At 39.1% G+C, this 18,852-nt stretch carries 15 protein-coding genes and 1 pseudogene; 10 read left to right on the top strand and 6 right to left on the bottom strand.

The window, feature by feature from the left end:
* Positions 1 to 109: 109 nt before the first annotated feature.
* The 3 genes from sodC to EGS71_RS10850 form a co-directional block, all read right to left on the bottom strand.
* Complete coding sequence (gene sodC, locus EGS71_RS10860) at positions 110 to 685, bottom strand: superoxide dismutase family protein (RefSeq protein ID WP_001143890.1); 576 nt, start codon at positions 683 to 685, stop codon at positions 110 to 112.
* A 115-nt stretch (positions 686 to 800) separates the two neighbouring features.
* Positions 801 to 1,919: an AI-2E family transporter gene (locus tag EGS71_RS10855; protein WP_000553809.1), complete on the bottom strand. Its 1,119-nt coding sequence runs from the start codon at positions 1,917 to 1,919 to the stop codon at positions 801 to 803.
* A gap of 122 nt (positions 1,920 to 2,041) precedes the next feature.
* Positions 2,042 to 2,686: a ParA family protein gene (locus tag EGS71_RS10850; protein WP_000849144.1), complete on the bottom strand. Its 645-nt coding sequence runs from the start codon at positions 2,684 to 2,686 to the stop codon at positions 2,042 to 2,044.
* Positions 2,687 to 2,844: 158 nt separating this feature from the next.
* Here EGS71_RS10850 and EGS71_RS10845 point away from each other — a divergent pair, with 158 nt between their 5' ends.
* Both EGS71_RS10845 and EGS71_RS10840 read left to right on the top strand, forming a co-directional pair.
* Complete coding sequence (locus tag EGS71_RS10845; protein ID WP_000118035.1) at positions 2,845 to 3,312, top strand: Holliday junction resolvase-like protein; 468 nt, start codon at positions 2,845 to 2,847, stop codon at positions 3,310 to 3,312.
* 139 nt (positions 3,313 to 3,451) lie between these two features.
* Entirely contained in the window at positions 3,452 to 4,015 is a 564-nt protein-coding gene (locus EGS71_RS10840; protein WP_000744750.1) for a hypothetical protein, read from the top strand.
* A 49-nt stretch (positions 4,016 to 4,064) separates the two neighbouring features.
* Here EGS71_RS10840 and EGS71_RS10835 read toward each other — a convergent pair whose 3' ends face one another.
* Together EGS71_RS10835 and EGS71_RS10830 are read right to left on the bottom strand one after the other, a co-directional pair.
* Positions 4,065 to 4,598 carry a hypothetical protein gene (locus EGS71_RS10835; protein WP_000915015.1) on the bottom strand — a complete coding sequence of 178 codons (534 nt, stop codon included), beginning with the start codon at positions 4,596 to 4,598 and terminating at the stop codon, positions 4,065 to 4,067.
* Between the two features lie 15 nt (positions 4,599 to 4,613).
* The gene (locus EGS71_RS10830) at positions 4,614 to 5,408 is read right to left on the bottom strand and encodes a class I SAM-dependent methyltransferase (protein ID WP_000194463.1); all 795 of its coding nucleotides are present in this window, start codon (positions 5,406 to 5,408) and stop codon (positions 4,614 to 4,616) included.
* A 127-nt stretch (positions 5,409 to 5,535) separates the two neighbouring features.
* On the opposite strand from EGS71_RS10830, the gene EGS71_RS10825 reads away from it, so the two are divergent.
* The 8 genes from EGS71_RS10825 (at position 5,536) to astE (ending at position 17,193) form a co-directional block, all read left to right on the top strand.
* Positions 5,536 to 6,813 carry a hypothetical protein gene (locus tag EGS71_RS10825; RefSeq protein ID WP_000360740.1) on the top strand — a complete coding sequence of 426 codons (1,278 nt, stop codon included), beginning with the start codon at positions 5,536 to 5,538 and terminating at the stop codon, positions 6,811 to 6,813.
* 413 nt (positions 6,814 to 7,226) lie between these two features.
* The gene (locus EGS71_RS10820; protein ID WP_001191140.1) at positions 7,227 to 8,660 is read left to right on the top strand and encodes an amino acid permease; all 1,434 of its coding nucleotides are present in this window, start codon (positions 7,227 to 7,229) and stop codon (positions 8,658 to 8,660) included.
* Between the two features lie 1,035 nt (positions 8,661 to 9,695).
* Positions 9,696 to 10,967 carry a Glu/Leu/Phe/Val family dehydrogenase gene (locus EGS71_RS10815; protein WP_001281781.1) on the top strand — a complete coding sequence of 424 codons (1,272 nt, stop codon included), beginning with the start codon at positions 9,696 to 9,698 and terminating at the stop codon, positions 10,965 to 10,967.
* A gap of 144 nt (positions 10,968 to 11,111) precedes the next feature.
* Positions 11,112 to 12,326, top strand: coding sequence for an aspartate aminotransferase family protein (locus EGS71_RS10810; protein WP_000437498.1), 1,215 nt, complete (start codon positions 11,112 to 11,114; stop codon positions 12,324 to 12,326).
* 18 nt (positions 12,327 to 12,344) lie between these two features.
* Positions 12,345 to 13,376, top strand: coding sequence for an arginine N-succinyltransferase (astA, locus tag EGS71_RS10805; protein ID WP_000973732.1), 1,032 nt, complete (start codon positions 12,345 to 12,347; stop codon positions 13,374 to 13,376).
* Positions 13,376 to 14,845: a succinylglutamate-semialdehyde dehydrogenase gene (astD, locus tag EGS71_RS10800; protein WP_000071651.1), complete on the top strand. Its 1,470-nt coding sequence runs from the start codon at positions 13,376 to 13,378 to the stop codon at positions 14,843 to 14,845. Before astA ends, astD begins: the two co-directional genes overlap by 1 nt.
* Positions 14,846 to 14,862: 17 nt before the next feature.
* Complete coding sequence (astB, locus tag EGS71_RS10795) at positions 14,863 to 16,206, top strand: N-succinylarginine dihydrolase (protein WP_000679452.1); 1,344 nt, start codon at positions 14,863 to 14,865, stop codon at positions 16,204 to 16,206.
* Positions 16,207 to 16,218: 12 nt separating this feature from the next.
* Positions 16,219 to 17,193, top strand: coding sequence for a succinylglutamate desuccinylase (gene astE, locus EGS71_RS10790; RefSeq protein WP_001150817.1), 975 nt, complete (start codon positions 16,219 to 16,221; stop codon positions 17,191 to 17,193).
* A gap of 69 nt (positions 17,194 to 17,262) precedes the next feature.
* Here astE and EGS71_RS10785 read toward each other — a convergent pair.
* Positions 17,263 to 18,845 (bottom strand): annotated as a pseudogene (locus EGS71_RS10785) (IS66-like element ISAba25 family transposase).
* Positions 18,846 to 18,852: the final 7 nt, after the last annotated feature.

Raw genomic sequence — 18,852 nt, 5'->3', positions numbered from 1 at the left:
AAGTCAGTTTATTTTTTTAGACTTTATAATAATTAATTAGTCTAAGTTGCTTAATAAAATAACAAAATTGTGGATATCTTTTTAGATACCCACAATTTAAAAATAGCATTTATTTGATTACGCCACATGCGATTCGCGCTCCGCCACCACCTAGAGGCAAAGGAGAATCTGAATAGTTATCACCACCAGCATGGATCATGATAGCGCGACCTTGAATGTCAGCAAGTTTTAAACGTGGTGCAATAACAGCAGTTGTAGCTACACCAGTATTGTCAACGACTAATGCTGGTAAATCGCCTAAATGCCCGGTAGTTGGCGTACCATGATGTGGGGCTTGGTTAGGGTTATAGTGGCTACCAGCAGCTAAAGCAGCGCCTGGTTTTCCATCTTTAACAGCAGGGGCACAAGATGGATTTTCATGGATGTGGAAACCGCGAGTACCACTTGGTAAATCTGCTAAAGCAGGGGTAATGATTAAGCCCTTATCACTGTCTTGAAAGCTGATCGTACCAAGTTTTTTACCTATACCATTGGCTGTCACTTCATTAACATCCACCACTTTTTTAGTATGCATTGTGGTAAGTGCATGGGCTGTATCAGATACAGTCTTACTTACCGTGCTACAACCGACCGTTAATAAAGCTGTCAGTGCACATACTGCACCAATTTTATTAAATACTGGCATTATAGATATCCTTATAACTATAAATCTGATTTTTTTATTCAAGCAAAGGTGCGTGAACCCTACAAGTTAATTTAAATAGTCACTTTGTATCTTGAAATATTTTTAAATCATTAGCTTAGTTTTTAGATGGCGGTAAATCATCATCTGAATCATAAATCATGGTTGTTTTTGGCATGGGTTCAGGGTCAATCGTCTCATGAAGCCATTCACGCCAAATTGCTAATAAAACAGCTAAAATAACAGGGCCAATAAATAGACCAACTAAACCAAAACTTGCAATACCACCCAATACACCGAACATAATCAATAAAAACGGAATTTGAGTCGCACCAGAGATTACAAGTGGACGGATCACGTTGTCTGAACTACTTACAATCAACACACCCCATAAGATGACGCCAATAGCTTCCATGGTTTGACCTTGAGAGAACAACCATAGTCCAACGCCTAAGTAGGAAACAGGAGTACCAAACGGAATTAGGGCTAATAAGAACGTTGCAATGGTGAGAACCATTGGGTTAGGTACACCAGCGACGAAATAACTTAATCCAGCAAGTACAGCTTGAGCAATTGCAGTTAAACCCACGCCATACACAACGGCACGTGTGGTTTCTGAAATTGTGTCGAGATAATGATGAATACGTGGCCCGATCACCATTTCCAAGGCTTTACTCACTTGGGTTAAGATCGTGTGGCCATCACGATAAAAGAAGAAAAGACTTAAAATCGCAAAACAAAGTTTGACGATATTTTTACTAATTTCATTTAATAACACACGCCCATAACTTAAATGGCTTTGTACCCAAGCTGCAATATTCTGAATAGTACTATTAGGATCTGTGTTAATTTCGTTGAGTGTACGAGATATTTCTTTACCAATAAACGGAAGATTACGAATAAAATCGGGAACGCTTAAATGACCTGAAAAGACTTGACGCTGTAAATCAAAATAAAGGTTGCGACCTTCATGTTGTAGAATAAAAATAGCACATGTAAATGGTACGCCAACAATTAAAATGACTAAGCTAATCATAACTGTAGCATTTAAATTATTTCGGTTTTCACCAAAAAAATGCTGAATTCTTAAATAAATCGGCCAAGTCATGTAGGCAATAATGGCAGCCCAAAGTACAGGTACAATAAAGTACTTCAGGATGTTAAATCCTAAAAAGATCAGGATAAAAAACAGCCCAAACAATAAAACGCGCTGTAAAGTAGGAGCGTATGGATGCACGAACAAAATTCTCTAATTTTTAAAATAGAATAAGGTCATATTAACTGAAAAATGACCTGAGACAAATTTTAGACAGGCGTGCTCATTTCTGAATCTTGCCCCCCTAAAATAAAGAGATGGTTTTAGAACCACTCAGATTTATCTTCAATCAGTTTATTTAAAAGAAGCTGCCACTGGCTCTGAATTGCAATAAAGTTCTTTTGTGGTTTATCAAATACACTTAAACCTTGCATTGCTAAACTGCCATAAGCACTACGCTCTGCAATCCATGCAATAGGTTCATGTTCGATTTTTTCAAAAAATTGCTGAATATCTTTTGAGCTGGCGCTGTTCGGTTTAACTCGGTTTGCAAGGAGTAAAATTTGTACTTTACCTTTACGAATACGTTTAATATCCTGCAAATGCTTGAGAAAACGTCGTGTACTGTCGATATCGAAAAATGAAGGCTGAAGTGGAGTAATAATCGCATGAGCTTCGCTGACTAATTGTTCAGCATGATCACCTGAAAGTGCACCCGGCGCATCAATAATTAAATAGTCTAAATTTTTAGGCGCATCACCAATTGATTTTTCTTGACGCCAGTCGAGGCTTTGAATGACAGCTACGTTATCTGGACGTTGTTTTAACCATTGTAAGGAAGATTTCTGGTTGTCAGAATCTGCCAATGCTACTTTATATCCTTTTTGTGCCAAAGCTGTTGCCAACGTAATGGCTGTCATGGTTTTTCCGCATCCGCCCTTTTGATTTGCAATAAGTATCGTTTTCATAAATTCAGTTATATTCAGCAGCACACTTGTTCTACTTATACCTTAGCATCTTTTTATGTGAAGTAGATGACTGCCTTTGACAAAAGTTTAAGCTACTCCCTAATTTTAGATATGATTGCTCATCTATCGCGATGATGTGTATTTGTTAAGGAAAATTTATGTCCGTATGGCTGGCCATGCTTATTGGTGCTGGTATTGGTATTATTATCACGACGCTCATTTTATCAAATACCCGTAATGGCCGAATCAAGGCTGAATACGAGCAATATATTGCCGAGTTGGAGCTTGAGCATCAACAAGCCCTTGCCCAAGCACAAAAGAGAAGTGTAAATACGAGCCGCGCCGTATTAAAAGGAAAAATGGCAGAACAATTTGCGCCAGTCTTGCCGGAATTTCAGTATTTGCCAAGTGATGCCAAGTTTATGGGCGACCCGGTTGATTATATTATTTTCGATGGCTATACCGATTTTCGAGATGGAGACGGAACTGCCGATGATATTCAAATTATTTTGCTAGATGTCAAAAGTGGAGGGGCACGTTTAACAAAAGGGCAGCAAGCAATTGCTCAGGCAATTAAGGAAGGGAAAGTTCGCTTTGAAACTTTAAGAATAGATTTTGAAGATTAATAATCTATTTAATTAGGCACAAAAATAGACGAAATTGATCTGTATTGTTACTAAATTCCGATATTTTTTTCATACCTTAGAGCTACCATAAAACGAAGATCTAATGAATTTGATCTAGCAATATTTGAGGTATAAAGCGATGAAAAAACAACGTTTGATGATAGCTTTGCTGGCGACTTTAGGCATGGGTTCAGCATTTGCATCAACCTCGAGTGAATACAATATTGCCAATGGCTTGCTTCCAGTTGAAAAAGATCAATCAATTTCTGTATTACAACCATTTCAGGGAAATTTTAGGATTTTAGGTTCAAAAATTTATCACAATGATGAGCAAGCCAAATTTTCACCGATTGATTATGCGGTAAGTTGGGGTTTATTTGCTCAACCTGAAATCGCACGACATATTTCAGTGAAACAATATGACCGCTATTTAAACTGGAAAATAGCAAAACTACCTGTACCAGCTGAGCAAGCGATGCAGATGGTATCGAATATGCACATTATTCCTGCAAACCCTGAAATCGCCCAACAAATTAAGCAAGTTAAACGTGGTGATTTGGTTTATTTAAAAGGTGATCTGGTTGAAATCAAAGATAAAGATTTAGTTTGGAAGTCATCTTTGACCCCAACTGATACCGGCGATGGTGCATGTGAACTCTTCCGTGTTCAATCCATTCACTGGGTTGAAAAACAAAATATTTAAATTAAAAAAGCCTTCTTTATAAGAAGGCTTTTTATTGCATGCAGTTAAATTAATGCTGCTGTGAGGCTTTCCAGTACTTTAACTGATTTTGTGCTTGTAAATAGTCAGCAAGCTGTTTGACCTGCTCATCTTTACTTGCCTGCTTATCACTAAAGTTCTTTTCTTGGTTTTCCCAATATTGATAGAGTAAGCCCTGAATATAACGACCTTGTTCAGTTTTTAAATCGAGGTCTTTTAGCATGGTCAATGCTGAGCGCACATTATCAAGCGTACGTTTTTGTTCAAATTCTGTGGTGAGCGTACCTGCCTCATGCATTTTTTCTAGCTCAGTTTCCATTTCATCACTCATTTCAGTAAAGCGGTGATCGTAATCTTCTAGTAGTGCAATATCATGAGCGTCATCCGCAGTAGCTGGGAATTTCTTCACTGGTCTTTCATTGAGTTTTTCTAAGACCTGATCGGTAGATGAACTTGTATGAGATTGTTCAGTCTTTGCTGGCTCATCTGCTTTTTTACAAGCCGTCAATAATAGGCTAGAGCTGAGCAAAGACATTAAGATGATATGAGGCGTTTTTTTTAACATAGCTTTCAACCGAACCTATTCTCTATGATTTGACGACGTACTTTTTTGAAAATGATATGCATATGTGACATATGGAAAATCAATCTGATCTTGTGGGCCTAACCCAGTAAAATCATAAACAATTTTTTCAAACTGAGCTTTGAGCTGTAGTTGATCTTTTTCAGTCATTGCTGCAATAAAACTTGTTGAAAGTAACCGCTTACTCACCACTTGTTCGACAGTACCATGCTGCGATTGCGAAAAAGTATTTAAATTGTCAAAAGTAAATAAATCTTGCTCTTCAAAAACCTTTTTCCACCTTTCACTATGGTAACGAGGTGTATCACCTTCGAGTGGTAGTAAAAAATCCGCTAAGGCTTTTACCCAATCTGTACCTTCATCGCGCTGGTTCCAAACAAGTCCTAAATGTCCTTGAGGTTTTAATACTCGATAGATTTCGGTCAATGTTTCTATGTTGTCAAACCAATGAAAAGATTGGGCACAAATGACAGCATCAATTTGTTGGTCATTTACCGGAATATTGTGGCTAAAGGCTTGTATAGTTTTAATATCAGGATAGGCTTGCTGAAGCTGTTGTAACATCTCGCCAATTGGCTCTACCGCAATAATATTGGCATGTGTCTGTTTTAAGTAAGGTAAGAATTTGCCAGTACCCGATCCAAGATCGATAACAGTAGAATTTTCATGGATTTGGAGCCGATCTTGTAGCCAACTTACTATTTCTACGGGATAATTTGGTCTAACTTGCTGATAAAGCTCAGCAGCAGAGCTGAAGCCTTTTTGAGCGGCAGGATGTAAGGATTGTGTCATATTTTGCGCTTTTTAATCTGACTGGCATCTATAAAATAAGATACTCCGCAATCATAAATTGGCAAAACACCTATTTTGTTTCATTTTTGACGATGTATGTGGGAGTAAATTTTCTTTCGGTGTGAGCATGGATAAGCAAATTATTTTTGAAGACGAACACATTAGAGCCATTTTTTTACAAGGCGATTCTAATACATTAGTTCTCTCTTTTGGCGATTTGATTACCCGGGCGAGTGGCTTATCTATCAATGCTGAAAAGTCTCTTATAAAGTACCAATACAATGTTATTGGGGTGATGCCAAAACAAAAATCATGGTTCCCAAAGGCCAGTATGGTTGAGCTGGCAAAAGTCATTTTGCCTATTATTCAGCGTTTTAAAAATATTGTAGGTTATGGCGGCTCAATGGGCGGCTATGCAGCAATTAAATATTCGAATTTATTAAATATGAATCGAATCATTGCATTTGTGCCTCAGTATTCAATTGACCCTGAACAAGTTGAAGACCGACGCTATGCTGAGTTCTTCGATGCTGTCGCGAATAAAGACATGCAAATTCAGCCGCAAGATGTAGATGCAAGTCGTGAATACATTATTGTTTATGATCCTTACTTTTCAATTGATCGCGAACATTACTTAAAAATAAAAGAGATCTTACCAAGTTTACATACAATTCATTTGCCTTTTACAGGACATGAAGCTTTATCTGTATTGGCAAGCTCAAGCCTTTTACATGATTTTATTGAGCATGAATTTGATGAAACGTATTTCTATCAACAAGTTCGTAAAATCAAAAAACAAAGCAAGTTCTATTATCGTAATGTTCTTGCAAATGTGCTGACATACCATGACAGCATGTTATTGAAAATATTGCGTCAAAATGACTTTCAGTTAGATGAACGTTATTTAGACAATCCACTTAAGCAAGCAGTCACTCGTAGTCTTATTAAAACAAAGCAAGCTACAGAGCAAGATTTCCAGAAGCTTGGAATTAAAATTCAGTATAGGCAGCAAGCTGAAAACCATAAAAAGGGTTTGAAAAATCAATTTGAGGCAATATTGGTATTTAATTTGATTAATCTAAAGCTTGAAACCTATGCTGTAGATGTAGTGTTGGCAAACCCATCATATTTGATTCCGATTGTGGCAGAACACACTGGGGTTGTTCAGATTGAGTTAAATAATGAACTTTATTTGTTAGGGATGAATGACCGAAAAATTATTAAATTGTTTAAACAGGGTGATGCACTCACTTCGGATATAAGTCCATTTGTCATTAAACAATATTCTGATTTCTTTGCGTTAAGCTACAAGCAATTAAATTTAAATTGTGATGAACAAGGTGCTTGTGATTACGTTGAAGGTTCCGTTCAGCCATCTCAACAGTTTGTATTGACCAGTTACTAAGTTATTTCCTCGATTAAATAAAGCTCAAATCTTGAGATTTGAGCTTTATTTTTTGCTTAAAAAATATTTTTTTATCACTTTATTTGTATATAAAATTAAAAGTCATTATTTAAATAAATAGTGTGTCTAATTTTTAAATAAAGATAGAGCTAAAAGTAGGTATGGGGAATTAAGTGAAAAATTATTATGTTTTAAAAAGTATAGTTTTTTAATTTATATAAATTAAAGAAATGATGTAAGATTAATTAAAATACAATAATTATCCTAGTAATTATTAATTGTTTGTTTTTAAAATATATTTTATTTGGTTGGTAAAGGGTTGCTTAAAATAACTCCACTATTCAAAGATAATTGCATATTTATTTTTTTATCCTAAAATGATTTTTTACTAAATTGTCGTTACAGTTTTTTATATGCAATCATTAAATTATCGGAATAATGATGCATCGCAACATGGAAGTTCTGCACCTTTGAAACGAGCAATGAGTACTCGACATTTGGTGATGATCTCCCTTGGCGGTGCCATAGGTACAGGTCTTTTTCTTGGGTCTGGCGACGTAATCTCTCAAGCAGGTCCAATTGGCGCAATTATCTCTTATTTCTTGGGCGGTTTAATTGCCTATACCGTTATGCTGTGTCTCGGTGAGCTAGCGGTTCATGTCCCTGAGTCTGGCTCTTTTGGTGAATACGCACGGCGTTATATCGGTCCAGGTACAGGGTATATGATTACTTGGCTGTATTGGCTGACTTGGACTGCAACTTTGGGGACTGAGTTTACCGCTGCGGCCTTGTTGGTTCAGGAGTGGTTTCCATCTACCTCAGTGTGGGCTTGGACTCTTTTCTTTGGCGCCTTGGTTTTCTTTCTTAATGTAAGTTCAACCCGCTTATTTGCAGAGTCTGAATTTTGGTTGGCGCTTGTAAAAGTAATCACCATTATCTGTTTTATTGGTTTGGGATTGCTGGCGATTTTCGGCTTTATTCCTTATCAGGGGCATGAAACAGCACCATTGTTCAGTAATTTGACTGCTCATGGTTGGTTCCCAAATGGTCTTTTCCCAATTTTTGCCACTATGCTTATCGTTAACTTTGCATTTTCTGGCACAGAATTAATTGGGGTGGCGGCTGGCGAAGCTGAGAATCCAGCAAAAACAGTTCCTAAGGCAATTAATGCGGCTATTTGGCGCTTATTGATTTTCTTTGTTGGTACGATTGTAGTGATTAGCTCACTATTGCCATACCACCTAGCAGGTCTTAGTGCAAATGATGTGAGCAGTAGCCCATTTGTGACTGTATTTAATTACATTGGTATTCCGTATGCAGAGGATATTATCCGTTTCGTAATTATTACGGCTTTACTTTCAGCTGCTAATTCGGGTCTATTTGCTGCATCACGTATGATGTGGTCGCTTTCAGCAAAAAATCAATTACCTAAAATTTTCGCGAAACTCACGCCGTCTGGAACACCTATTATTGCCATTATTGTCACCATGTTTGGTGCTATTCCAGGATTGCTTTCAGAACAATTTGCACCAGAAACAATTTTTAAAAATTTGTTGGGCGTTGCTGCTTTTACAATGGTTGTCGTTTGGATTGCAATTTGTATTTCGCAATTTAACTTCCGTAGACAGTGGTATAAGTCAGGAAAAACAGTAAAAGATCTACGTTTCGCTGCACCACTTTTTCCTCTTACTCCAATTGTAGGCGGGCTATTCTGTATAGTTACTTGTATCAGTATGGTATTTGATCCTTCTATGCAAGTGGGCTTTATCTGCTGCATTATTTTTATCTTGCTATGCTATGTCAGCTATTTCATCTTTTATCGTAAAAAAGATATAGCTCAAAACTAAGTCTTTTGCTTACTTGGTTGTGTTGATTGAAGGCTCCTTATGGGGCCTTTTTTCATGGGCGTAACTTGAGCTTTAAAGTGAGTTTTATATATTTTTTTTGAAAATGTTTTTTTTGTTTTGATAATAAAAGCAAATATTGACACATAAATTAACCACTTGTCGGAATATTATTAATAGCTAATTATTATAAGTTTTTAAATAAGTATATGTTTATCATGGTTATTTAATAAAGAGATTGTTTAAATATTTATATATCTTTGTTTTGAATTAGAGAAACTGAATAAATATTATGAAAATTTATAGAAATTTTAAGAATTTTTTGAAATTTTTTGTTAATTAAGTTGTTGTTATTAAATGGTAATTTTTTAATCATTTTTAATTTTAATATTTTTTTAATTTCCATAAAATAAAATTATTATAGTGTAGTGTTTTTTTAGGTCTGGTTACTTTTTTATTATAAAAAATAGAGAAAATTGATTATTTTTTCTCTGCTTGTTTATTTTAAAATGTTCTAAATTAACTTGCTCTGTGCTATATTTACTTAAAGATTTTATGTCTATATGAAGGCTTGATTAACTCGCTTGAGTAGTGATGTGAAACTTGCAGTATTACTGAACAATTTTTATTTAAAAAGACTAATGGAGGGATCTATCGATTAGTCAAAAATAATTTTAGGGACTTATGGTTTTTTTGTTTCATGAACCCTAGTTCTTTTTAACTCCCAAACGGTTATGTCACCTCTTTTGTACTTATTTCCAGTCGACTTATTTGAGTTGGTTGCGGTGGAACTTTTGCTTTTATAAAGACTTTTTATAAACGGCAGATGAGGCAAAAGAATATTGTAAAAGATATCGATATATAAAAGTAAATCGTACTTTTGATATCACAAGATGGAATTTAAAAGGTCTAAAGCTTTAGAAGAGCTGAAGATTTTATAAATAAATCAAAACATTGTTATTGCAAGGTTTTGGTTGCTGAATAATAAAGACTGCAGATTTATCACATCTGAGTCTGTGTAGGTAGATAGGAAAAAAGATGTCAGATCTTTCATACGTAAACGAACATAGCGATGCATGGCAAACTTACTTGGCTCAAATTGACCGTGTAGCGCCATACTTAGAACATTTAGCTGATTATATCGATACATTAAAACGTCCTAAGCGTGCGCTTATTGTGGACGTGCCAATTGTAATGGACGACGGTTCAATCCAGCACTTTGAAGGCTACCGTGTACAACACAACTTGTCTCGTGGTCCTGGTAAAGGTGGTGTTCGTTACCATCCAAATGTTGACTTAAATGAAGTGATGGCATTGTCTGCATGGATGACAATTAAAACTGCAGTTTTGAACTTGCCATTTGGTGGTGCAAAAGGTGGTATCCGTGTTGATCCACGTAAATTATCAAATCGTGAATTAGAGCGTTTAACTCGCCGTTATACGACTGAAATTGGTCACATTATCGGACCTCAAAAAGACATTCCTGCTCCAGACGTCGGTACAAATGCCAATATCATGGGTTGGATGATGGATACTTATTCTACTAGCCAAGGTCACACAGTGACTGGTGTTGTAACTGGTAAACCAGTGCACTTAGGCGGTTCTTTAGGTCGTGTGAAAGCAACTGGTCGCGGTGTATTCGTTACTGGTCGTGAAGTTGCTGCAAAAATCAACTTACCAATTGAAGGCGCGAAAGTTGCTGTTCAAGGTTTTGGTAACGTAGGTAGTGAAGCTGCTTTCTTATTTGTTGAATCAAAAGCAAAAATCACTCACGTTCAAGACCACACTGGCACAATTTTCAATGCTGATGGTATTGATCTTGTTGCGCTACGTGATCACGTAAATGCAAACCAAGGTGTTGGTGGTTTTGCTGGTGCACAAGCAATTGCAGATGAAGATTTCTGGACTGCAGAAGTAGACATCATTATTCCTGCTGCATTAGAAGGCCAAATTACAGTTGAGCGTGCTGAAAAACTTAAAGCTAAGTTGATTTTAGAAGGCGCGAACGGCCCGACTTATCCTAAAGCTGAAGATGTATTAGTTGAGCGTGGCATTGTTGTAGTTCCTGACGTTGTATGTAACGCCGGCGGTGTAACTGTAAGTTACTTCGAATGGGTTCAAGACATGGCGAGCTATTTCTGGAGCGAAGAAGAAATCAACGAGCGTTTAGACAAGTTGATGGTTCAAGCAATGGATGACGTTTGGAATACAGCGAACAAGAATGCTTGTACTTTACGTACAGCAGCTTACATCTTGGCATGTGAGCGTATCTTAAAAGCTCGTAAAGAACGCGGTATTTTCCCAGGCTAATCTGAGGAAACTACCTTTTAGGAAAGGTGGGCCGAGCAAATATAAAGGATGTTATAGGGTTATTTGTTCGGTCCCTTGTTCTAAATGAATTAAATTAAAGACAGTAAGACAGATTAAATAAATTAAATAGATACTGAGGTAAGCATGGAACAGCCAATTTCTGTAACTCGAAGCAACTTTAATGACTGGATGGTTCCAGTATTTGCACCGGCAAATTTCATTCCGGTACGTGGTGAAGGTTCACGTATTTGGGATCAAGAAAATAAAGAATATATCGATTTTGCAGGCGGGATTGCAGTAAATGCATTAGGTCATGCGCATCCAGTGGCAGTTAATGCGTTAACAGAACAAGCAAAAAAACTTTGGCACGTCGGTAATGGTTATACTAATGAACCAGTACTACGCCTTGCTAAACAACTCACCGAAAATACATTTGCCGATAAAGTATTCTTTTGTAACTCAGGTGCAGAAGCGAATGAAGCAGCATTAAAACTGGCTCGTAAAGTTGGACTCGACAGCGGTGTTGCAGGTAAAAGTGGCATTGTGGCATTTAACAATGCTTTCCACGGTCGTACTTTATTTACCGTTTCGGCAGGTGGTCAGCCAAAATATTCACAAGACTTTGCACCACTTCCAAACGGCATTAGCCATGTTGCTTATAATGATTTAGAAGCAGCTAAAGCAGTTATTAATGAACAAACTTGTGCAGTAATTGTAGAGCCTGTACAGGGTGAAGGCGGGGTAATTCCAGCTGATATCGAATTTTTAAAAGGTTTACGTGAACTGTGTGATCAGTTTGGTGCCTTACTTATTTTTGATGAAGTACAAACTGGTGTAGGCCGTACAGGTGCTCTTTATGCCTACATGAACTACGGTGTGATTCCAGACGTATTAACCACTGCAAAAGCATTGGGCGGTGGTTTCCCGGTCGGTGCAATGTTAACAACTAATAAGTTCGCACCGCATTTTTCTGTAGGTACACATGGTACAACTTACGGTGGTAACCCGTTAGCAAGTGCAGTTGCAGGTGCAGTTTTTGAGTTTATTAATACACCAGAAGTACTTGAAGGCGTAAAACACCGTCATCAATATTTCCTTGATGCCTTAAATACTTTAAATGCTGAATATCAAGTATTTGATGAAATTCGTGGTCAAGGTTTATTGATTGGCTGTGTACTAAAAGCTGAATATGCAGGTAAAGCGAAAGACATTACCACATGGGCAGGCGAAGAAGGACTACTCGCTTTAATCGCAGGACCTAACGTGGTTCGTTTCACTCCTTCTTTAATTATTCCTGAACAAGATATTGATGAAGGGATTGCTCGTTTAAAAAGAGCTTTGGCAAAGTTGGCTAAATAAAAAAAAGGAAAGCTAGCCATGATGATTGTCCGTCATGCCGAGTTTCGAGACCTTGAAGATATTTATAAATTAGCAGGTAAGTCAGGTGTTGGCCTGACTTCCTTGCCACAAAATATGGATACGCTTTCGGCTCGAATTTCACGTACTCGCAATACTTTAAATGGCAATGTTCATAAGAGTGAGCAGGGATATTTGTTTGTTCTGGAAGATACCGAAGCTCAACGTGTTATTGGTGTAAGTGCAATTGAGGTTGCTGTAGGTTTAATTGAACCTTGGTACAACTTTCATGTGGGAACACAAGTACACGCTTCAAAAGCATTAAACGTTTATAAGTCATTACCGACTTTATTTTTAAGTAATGACAGAACAGGAAGTAGTGAGCTCTGTACATTATTTTTAGATCCGGAACGCCGTGAAAATCAAAACGGTAAATTTTTATCGAAAATCCGTTTTATGTTTATCGCAGCATTTAAGCAATATTTTGAGAAAAAATTAATTGCGGAAATGCGTGGCTACTCTGATGAAAATGGATGTTCACCTTTTTGGGATGCGATTGGGCACCATTTTTTCAATATGGATTTCTCAACTGCAGACTATTTAAGTGGTATTGGCCAAAAAGTTTTTATTGCCGAGCTGATGCCACGTTTTCCAGTCTATGTTGACCTTTTGCCAAAAGATGCGCAAGAAGTGATTGGGAAAATGCATCCACATACTTTGCCTGCTTATCATGTGCTTGAATCAGAAGGTTTACGTTATCAAGGATATGTCGATATTTTTGATGCGGGTCCAACTATTGAAGCGAATATTGATGAGTTGCGTGCAGTCAAAGAAAGTCAACTCTTAAACGTCAAAATTACCAATGAAGCAACAGTAGGTAAAACACAATACCTTGTTGCCAATGATAATTACCACGACTATCGGGCCATGTTATTGAAGCTTGATCTCGTAGATAACACTTTAAATTTAACGCATGAACAAGCTGAAAAACTCGGTGTACAAGAAGGTCACGCTGTTCGTGTGTTATCACTAAATCCTATGGAAGTATCCTGATGTCAAACTCTTTATTTATAAACGGTGTCTGGTTACAAGGCAGCGGTACAACATTTGTAAAAACAAACCCGGTTGATAACCAAACTGTATGGTCAGGCGCTGAAGCTACGGCTAGTGATGTTGAGAAAGCTTGCCAAGCTGCTCGTACAGCATTCCCAGCGTGGGCGCGTTTACCTTTTGCTGAGCGTGTGGCGATTGTAGAAAAGTTTGCAGCTTTGCTTGAAGAAAATAAAAAGCATTTAGGGGAAGTGATTAGCCAAGAAACCAGTAAACCTTTTTGGGAAACATTAACTGAAGTTCAGTCAATGATTGGCAAGGTTGCAATTTCGATTCGTGCTTATCACCAACGTACCGGTGAAAGCTCAACTGAAATGGCAGATGGTGTGGCATCTTTACGTCACCGCCCACATGGCGTACTTGCAGTTTTTGGTCCATACAACTTCCCGGGCCACTTGCCGAACGGACATATTGTTCCTGCGTTACTTGCTGGTAACACAGTTGTATTCAAACCAAGTGAATTAACGCCTTGGACTGCTGAAGAAACTGTAAAACTTTGGCAACAAGCCGGTTTGCCAAATGGTGTAATGAATTTGGTGCAAGGTGGTCGTACCACGGGTGAAGCGCTAGCTGCCTCACATGAAATTGATGGCCTCTTGTTTACTGGAAGTGCAAACACAGGTTATCACCTACACAAACAAATGGCGGGTGCTCCTGAGAAAATTCTTGCGCTTGAAATGGGCGGCAATAATGCATTGATTATCGATGAAATCGAAAATATGGATGCTGTTGTTAACCTCACTATTCAATCTGCATTTGTTTCGGCAGGGCAGCGTTGTACATGTGCGCGCCGTATCTTGGTAAAAAATGGTGCGCAAGGCGATGCATTTATTCAACGTTTTGTTGAGGTTGCTAAAAACTTAAAAGTTGGTCGTTGGAATGATGAGCAACAACCATTTATGGGCGGCGTAATTTCATCGGCTGCTGCAACAAACATGATGAATGCCCAGCAAAAGTTGCTTGAGCTGGGTGCAAAAAGCTTGTTGCCAATGACACGTCCTCAAGAAGACAGCTCATTACTTACTCCAGGCATTATTGATGTAACAGGTGTGGCGGGTATTCCAGATGAAGAATATTTCGGTCCGCTTACCACTATTCAGCGTTATGACAGTTTTGATGAAGCATTAAAAATTGCCAATGCAACTCGTTTCGGCTTGTCAGTTGGTTTGGTTTCTCCAAAACGTGAATTGTTTGATGACTTACTCATTGAAGCACGTGCCGGAATTGTGAATTGGAACAAACCATTAACAGGTGCATCGAGTGCAGCACCATTTGGTGGTGTAGGAGCTTCAGGTAATCACCGTGCAAGTGCATTTTATGCTGCTGACTACTGTGCTTGGCCAATGGCTTCACTCGAAAGTGAAAGCTTGACGTTGCCAGAAAAATTATCTCCAGGGATTGTGTTGCCTTAACACTAGGGAAAGAAAAAATGAAAGGATATGAAGTAAATTTTGATGGTTTAGTGGGACCAACACATCACTATGCGGGTTTGTCTTTTGGTAATGAAGCATCGACCAAAAACCGCAATAATTTGTCTAACCCAAAATTGGCGGCGAAACAAGGCTTATTAAAAATGAAAGCTTTGGCTGACATGGGGATGAAACAAGGTGTACTTGCTCCGCATGAGCGTCCACATGTTCCGATGTTACGCCGTTTAGGTTTTACCGGAGATGACATTAGTGTTGTGGCTCAAGCAATGCGTTATTCACCAGAGCTACTGTCATCTTTAAGCTCAGCTTCTCCAATGTGGACTGCAAATGCTGCGACAGTTTCACCTTCGGCTGATAGCCAAGATGAGCGCGTGCATTTTACTGCGGCTAACCTGAACAATAAATTTCACCGTTCAATTGAAGCTGAAACTACAAGCCAAGTTTTACAAGCGATCTTTAAAAATGAACGTCACTTTGTACACCATGAAGCTTTACCGCAAGTGGCTTTATTCGGCGATGAAGGGGCAGCAAATCACAATCGTTTAGGTGGTGATTATGCTAAACGTGGTGTTCAGGTGTTTGTTTATGGTCAACAATATTTAAATAATGGTTTACCGGGACCAAAACGTTATCCTGCACGTCAGACACGTGAAGCGAGCGAGGCCATTGCACGTTTGCACCGTTTAGATGAAGCACATACCGTTTTTGTTCAACAAAACCCGGATGTGATTGATCAGGGTGTTTTCCATAATGATGTAATTGCGGTAAGTAACCAGCAGGTTTTATTCCACCATCAACATGCATTTTTAAATCAAGATCAGGCATTTGCCGAAATTCGTCAGAAAATGGCAAGCATCGGTGAAGACTTTATTTCAATTGAAGTGCCTGAAAACCGTGTGACGGTGGATGATGCTGTTGCAACATATTTATTTAATAGTCAGATTTTGACTCGTCCAGATGGCGGAATGACCATTGTTGTGCCAGAAGAGTCTCGTCAAAATGCTGCGGTATGGAGCTATTTGAATGACATGATTCAAATGGGTACACCAATTGATGCAATTCAGGTTTATGACTTGCGTGAAAGTATGCGTAACGGTGGTGGTCCGGCTTGTTTACGTTTACGTGTAGCATTAAATGAAACTGAATTAAATGCCGTAAATCCAAAAGTTCTCATGAATGATCAATTGTTTATGACGCTTAATCAGTGGGTAGATAAACACTATCGCGATCGTTTAGCACAAGAAGATTTGGCAGATCCGCATTTACTCATGGAAAGCCGTATGGCACTTGATGAACTGACTAAAATTTTAGGTTTAGGTTCGGTTTATCCTTTCCAAAAATAATGAGGAGGTGACATGCAAGATTTTCTAGCATTAACCTTACAAGGTGAGCAACCTGCAACGCGCGAGGGAAAACAAGCAAATTTTTCTTGGCGTTGGTTAGGTGAGGGACTTCTTGAATGTACACCACATGCGCAGTACGACAAAGCTGTCGTACTGTCAGCTGGAGTACATGGAAATGAAACGGCACCAATTGAATTGCTATCTCATCTTTGCACCGATTTATTTGCCGGGCGTTTAAAGCTTGCGGTGAGATTATTGCTTGTATTGGGTAATCCCTATGCGATGCGTCAAGGCAAGCGTTATGTACATGACGATGTAAACCGTATGTTCTGTGGTGGGTATAAAAATCTGCCTGTAACTGAAGAATCTAAGCGTGCTGAGGTTTTAGAGCAAACTGTTGCCACCTTCTTTCAGGAAAGTTCGAGTCAGGCAAAACGTTATCATTATGATTTGCACACAGCAATTCGGGCTTCATTATTGCCAACATTTGCTTTATTTCCATATCAAACGCATGGCTATGATGCTGATTTAACAGCAAGTCTTGAAGCAGCTGATTTGGATGCTTTGGTTTATCATAATGCGGTAGGTAAAACGTTTACCCATTTTACGAGTGAGAATTTTAAGGCGGCGAGTGCAACTTTAGAGTTAGGCAAAGCATTGCCATTTGGACAAAATGACTTGAGTCAATTTGCTTCAATTGATGAAGTCATTCGTAACGTGGTTTCTGAGCAAGCTTTACCAGTGCGTAATAAACCAAAAATTCGTGTGTTTCAGGTATCTGACTCTTTAATAAAAAAAGATGAAGAGTTCCACCTGAATTTATCTGCTGAGGCTCCCAACTTTTCAACTTTTACTAAAGGCGAAATCATTGCGACTCAACCTTCTGGTAACTATGTAGTTGAACAAGATCAGGTCTGGATTTTATTTCCAAACCCGAATGTGAAGATTGGTTTACGTGCAGGCTTGGTTTTAACTGAAACAATCTGAATAGTTAATTTTAGACAAATAAAAAAGGGCGATGAATCGTAAGCGTCCGCTGAATCCCATACCTATTTTTTAATTCGATTTAGGTTTCCAGCAGTGCGGCAGTAACTCTTCAATCTGGGTCACTTTATGTGTCGGTAACCTTTTCAGCACATCACTTAAATAGGCATACGGATCCAGCCCATTCAGCTTTGCTGACTGGATTAAAGTCATGATGTTTGCCGCTCGCTGACCACTGCGCAGCGAACCTGCAAACAGCCAGTTCTTGCGCCCCAACGCCCAGGGACGCATCTGATTCTCTACCCAATTGTTGCATATCGGTAGATTGCCATCATCCAGATAGCGGCTTAAGGCTGGCCAACGCTTCAGAGTGTAATTGATGGCCTTGGCGGTGGGAGAACTCGATGGCACTGTCAGATGATGTTGGTTGAGCCATTCATATAGTTGTTGCATCACTGGTTGACTATGCTGTTGTCGGTATTCGCGGCGGTCTTCCGCTGTACCATCGGTCTTTTTCCTGAGTTCTGCTTCTATCGCATACAGTTTCTGAATCAGCACCAATGCCTGTTCAGCGACCTGACTTTTCCCGGTCACATGCAGTTCATGGAATTTACGACGTGCATGGGCCATGCAGCCGACCTCTATGACCTGGCCTGATTTAAAGCGTGCTTTATAACCACTGTAATCATCACAGACTAGATTGCCCTGCCAGCCTTTCAAGAACTCTGCAGCATGCTGGCCTGAACGACTATCCTGAAAGTCATAGATCACCGCCTGAACTGGATTGTACTGTGTGGTGGCATAGGCCCAGACATAACCTTTCTTCGGTTTTTTCTCATTCTCACCCATCCGCATGATGGTGACCGGTGTTTCATCTGCATGCAGCACCCGCTGTTGCAGCACCACCTCTTTTAAGGCATTGGCCAGAGGTTCCAGTTCTACACCGCAGCGACCTATCCAGTCAGATAAAGTTGATCTAGAAAGTTCGATTCCCGCCCGCTGATAGATCAGACGTTGACGGTACAGCGGCAAATGATCGGCATACTTCGATACCAGCACATGGCTGAGCAATTCAGGTGAAGCAATGCCTTTATCAATCACATAGGCGGGCATCGCTTGCTGAGTCAGAGTGTCACACTGATCACAGACCCATTTACCACGCACATGCTGTTCCTTATAGAACTGTGCCGGTCTGAAATGCAGTTTCTCACTGACATCTTCGCCGATACGACGGAGTTGGCATCCACAAGTGCATTGGGTTGATGCAGGTTCATGCTCAATACGGATGGTGTGTAGATGATCTGGCAGTGGTCGACGTTTAGGTTTATTGGTTTTGGCTTTCTGTGTCGCTGCATCGGTTTTATCTGCATTTAATCGTTCTAATTCCAGATCAACAGCAGCAATATCTTCTTCAACCGCTTCATCCCATAGGTGGATTTGTTTTGCCGTTAAGTGTTCATTCTTTTGGGCGAATTTGTGCTTTTTAAACAGCGCCAGTTCATGCTCGTATTTTGATTGAGAATAGAAAGATGTTGAACTTTGGCATCCAATTGTTGGTTTGATTGTGCTAGAGACTGATGCTGCATCGCCAACTGTCTGGTGAATTCCAGCAGTTGTTCATGGGTCAGTTGGCTTAAGTCAGGCAGCGTATTCATGACCGCA

Source organism: Acinetobacter sp. FDAARGOS_559, assembly GCF_003940475.1.
GTDB classification, from domain to species: domain Bacteria; phylum Pseudomonadota; class Gammaproteobacteria; order Pseudomonadales; family Moraxellaceae; genus Acinetobacter; species Acinetobacter baumannii.
The sequence above is the reverse complement of the archived record's forward strand: the minus strand, read 5'-3'. Positions and strand labels throughout refer to the sequence as shown.

Excerpts from the sequence above, each read along its gene's own strand:
- EGS71_RS10810 (WP_000437498.1), top strand. The coding sequence starts at position 11,112 with ATGGAACAGCCAATTTCTGTAACTCGAAGCAACTTTAATGACTGGATG.
- EGS71_RS10825 (WP_000360740.1), top strand. The coding sequence starts at position 5,536 with ATGGATAAGCAAATTATTTTTGAAGACGAACACATTAGAGCCATTTTT.
- astE (WP_001150817.1), top strand. The coding sequence starts at position 16,219 with ATGCAAGATTTTCTAGCATTAACCTTACAAGGTGAGCAACCTGCAACG.
- EGS71_RS10835 (WP_000915015.1), bottom strand. The coding sequence starts at position 4,598 with ATGTTAAAAAAAACGCCTCATATCATCTTAATGTCTTTGCTCAGCTCT.
- EGS71_RS10820 (WP_001191140.1), top strand. The coding sequence starts at position 7,227 with ATGCAATCATTAAATTATCGGAATAATGATGCATCGCAACATGGAAGT.
- sodC (WP_001143890.1), bottom strand. The coding sequence starts at position 685 with ATGCCAGTATTTAATAAAATTGGTGCAGTATGTGCACTGACAGCTTTA.
- EGS71_RS10850 (WP_000849144.1), bottom strand. The coding sequence starts at position 2,686 with ATGAAAACGATACTTATTGCAAATCAAAAGGGCGGATGCGGAAAAACC.
- astA (WP_000973732.1), top strand. The coding sequence starts at position 12,345 with ATGATGATTGTCCGTCATGCCGAGTTTCGAGACCTTGAAGATATTTAT.
- EGS71_RS10840 (WP_000744750.1), top strand. The coding sequence starts at position 3,452 with ATGAAAAAACAACGTTTGATGATAGCTTTGCTGGCGACTTTAGGCATG.
- astB (WP_000679452.1), top strand. The coding sequence starts at position 14,863 with ATGAAAGGATATGAAGTAAATTTTGATGGTTTAGTGGGACCAACACAT.
- EGS71_RS10845 (WP_000118035.1), top strand. The coding sequence starts at position 2,845 with ATGTCCGTATGGCTGGCCATGCTTATTGGTGCTGGTATTGGTATTATT.
- EGS71_RS10815 (WP_001281781.1), top strand. The coding sequence starts at position 9,696 with ATGTCAGATCTTTCATACGTAAACGAACATAGCGATGCATGGCAAACT.
- astD (WP_000071651.1), top strand. The coding sequence starts at position 13,376 with ATGTCAAACTCTTTATTTATAAACGGTGTCTGGTTACAAGGCAGCGGT.
- EGS71_RS10830 (WP_000194463.1), bottom strand. The coding sequence starts at position 5,408 with ATGACACAATCCTTACATCCTGCCGCTCAAAAAGGCTTCAGCTCTGCT.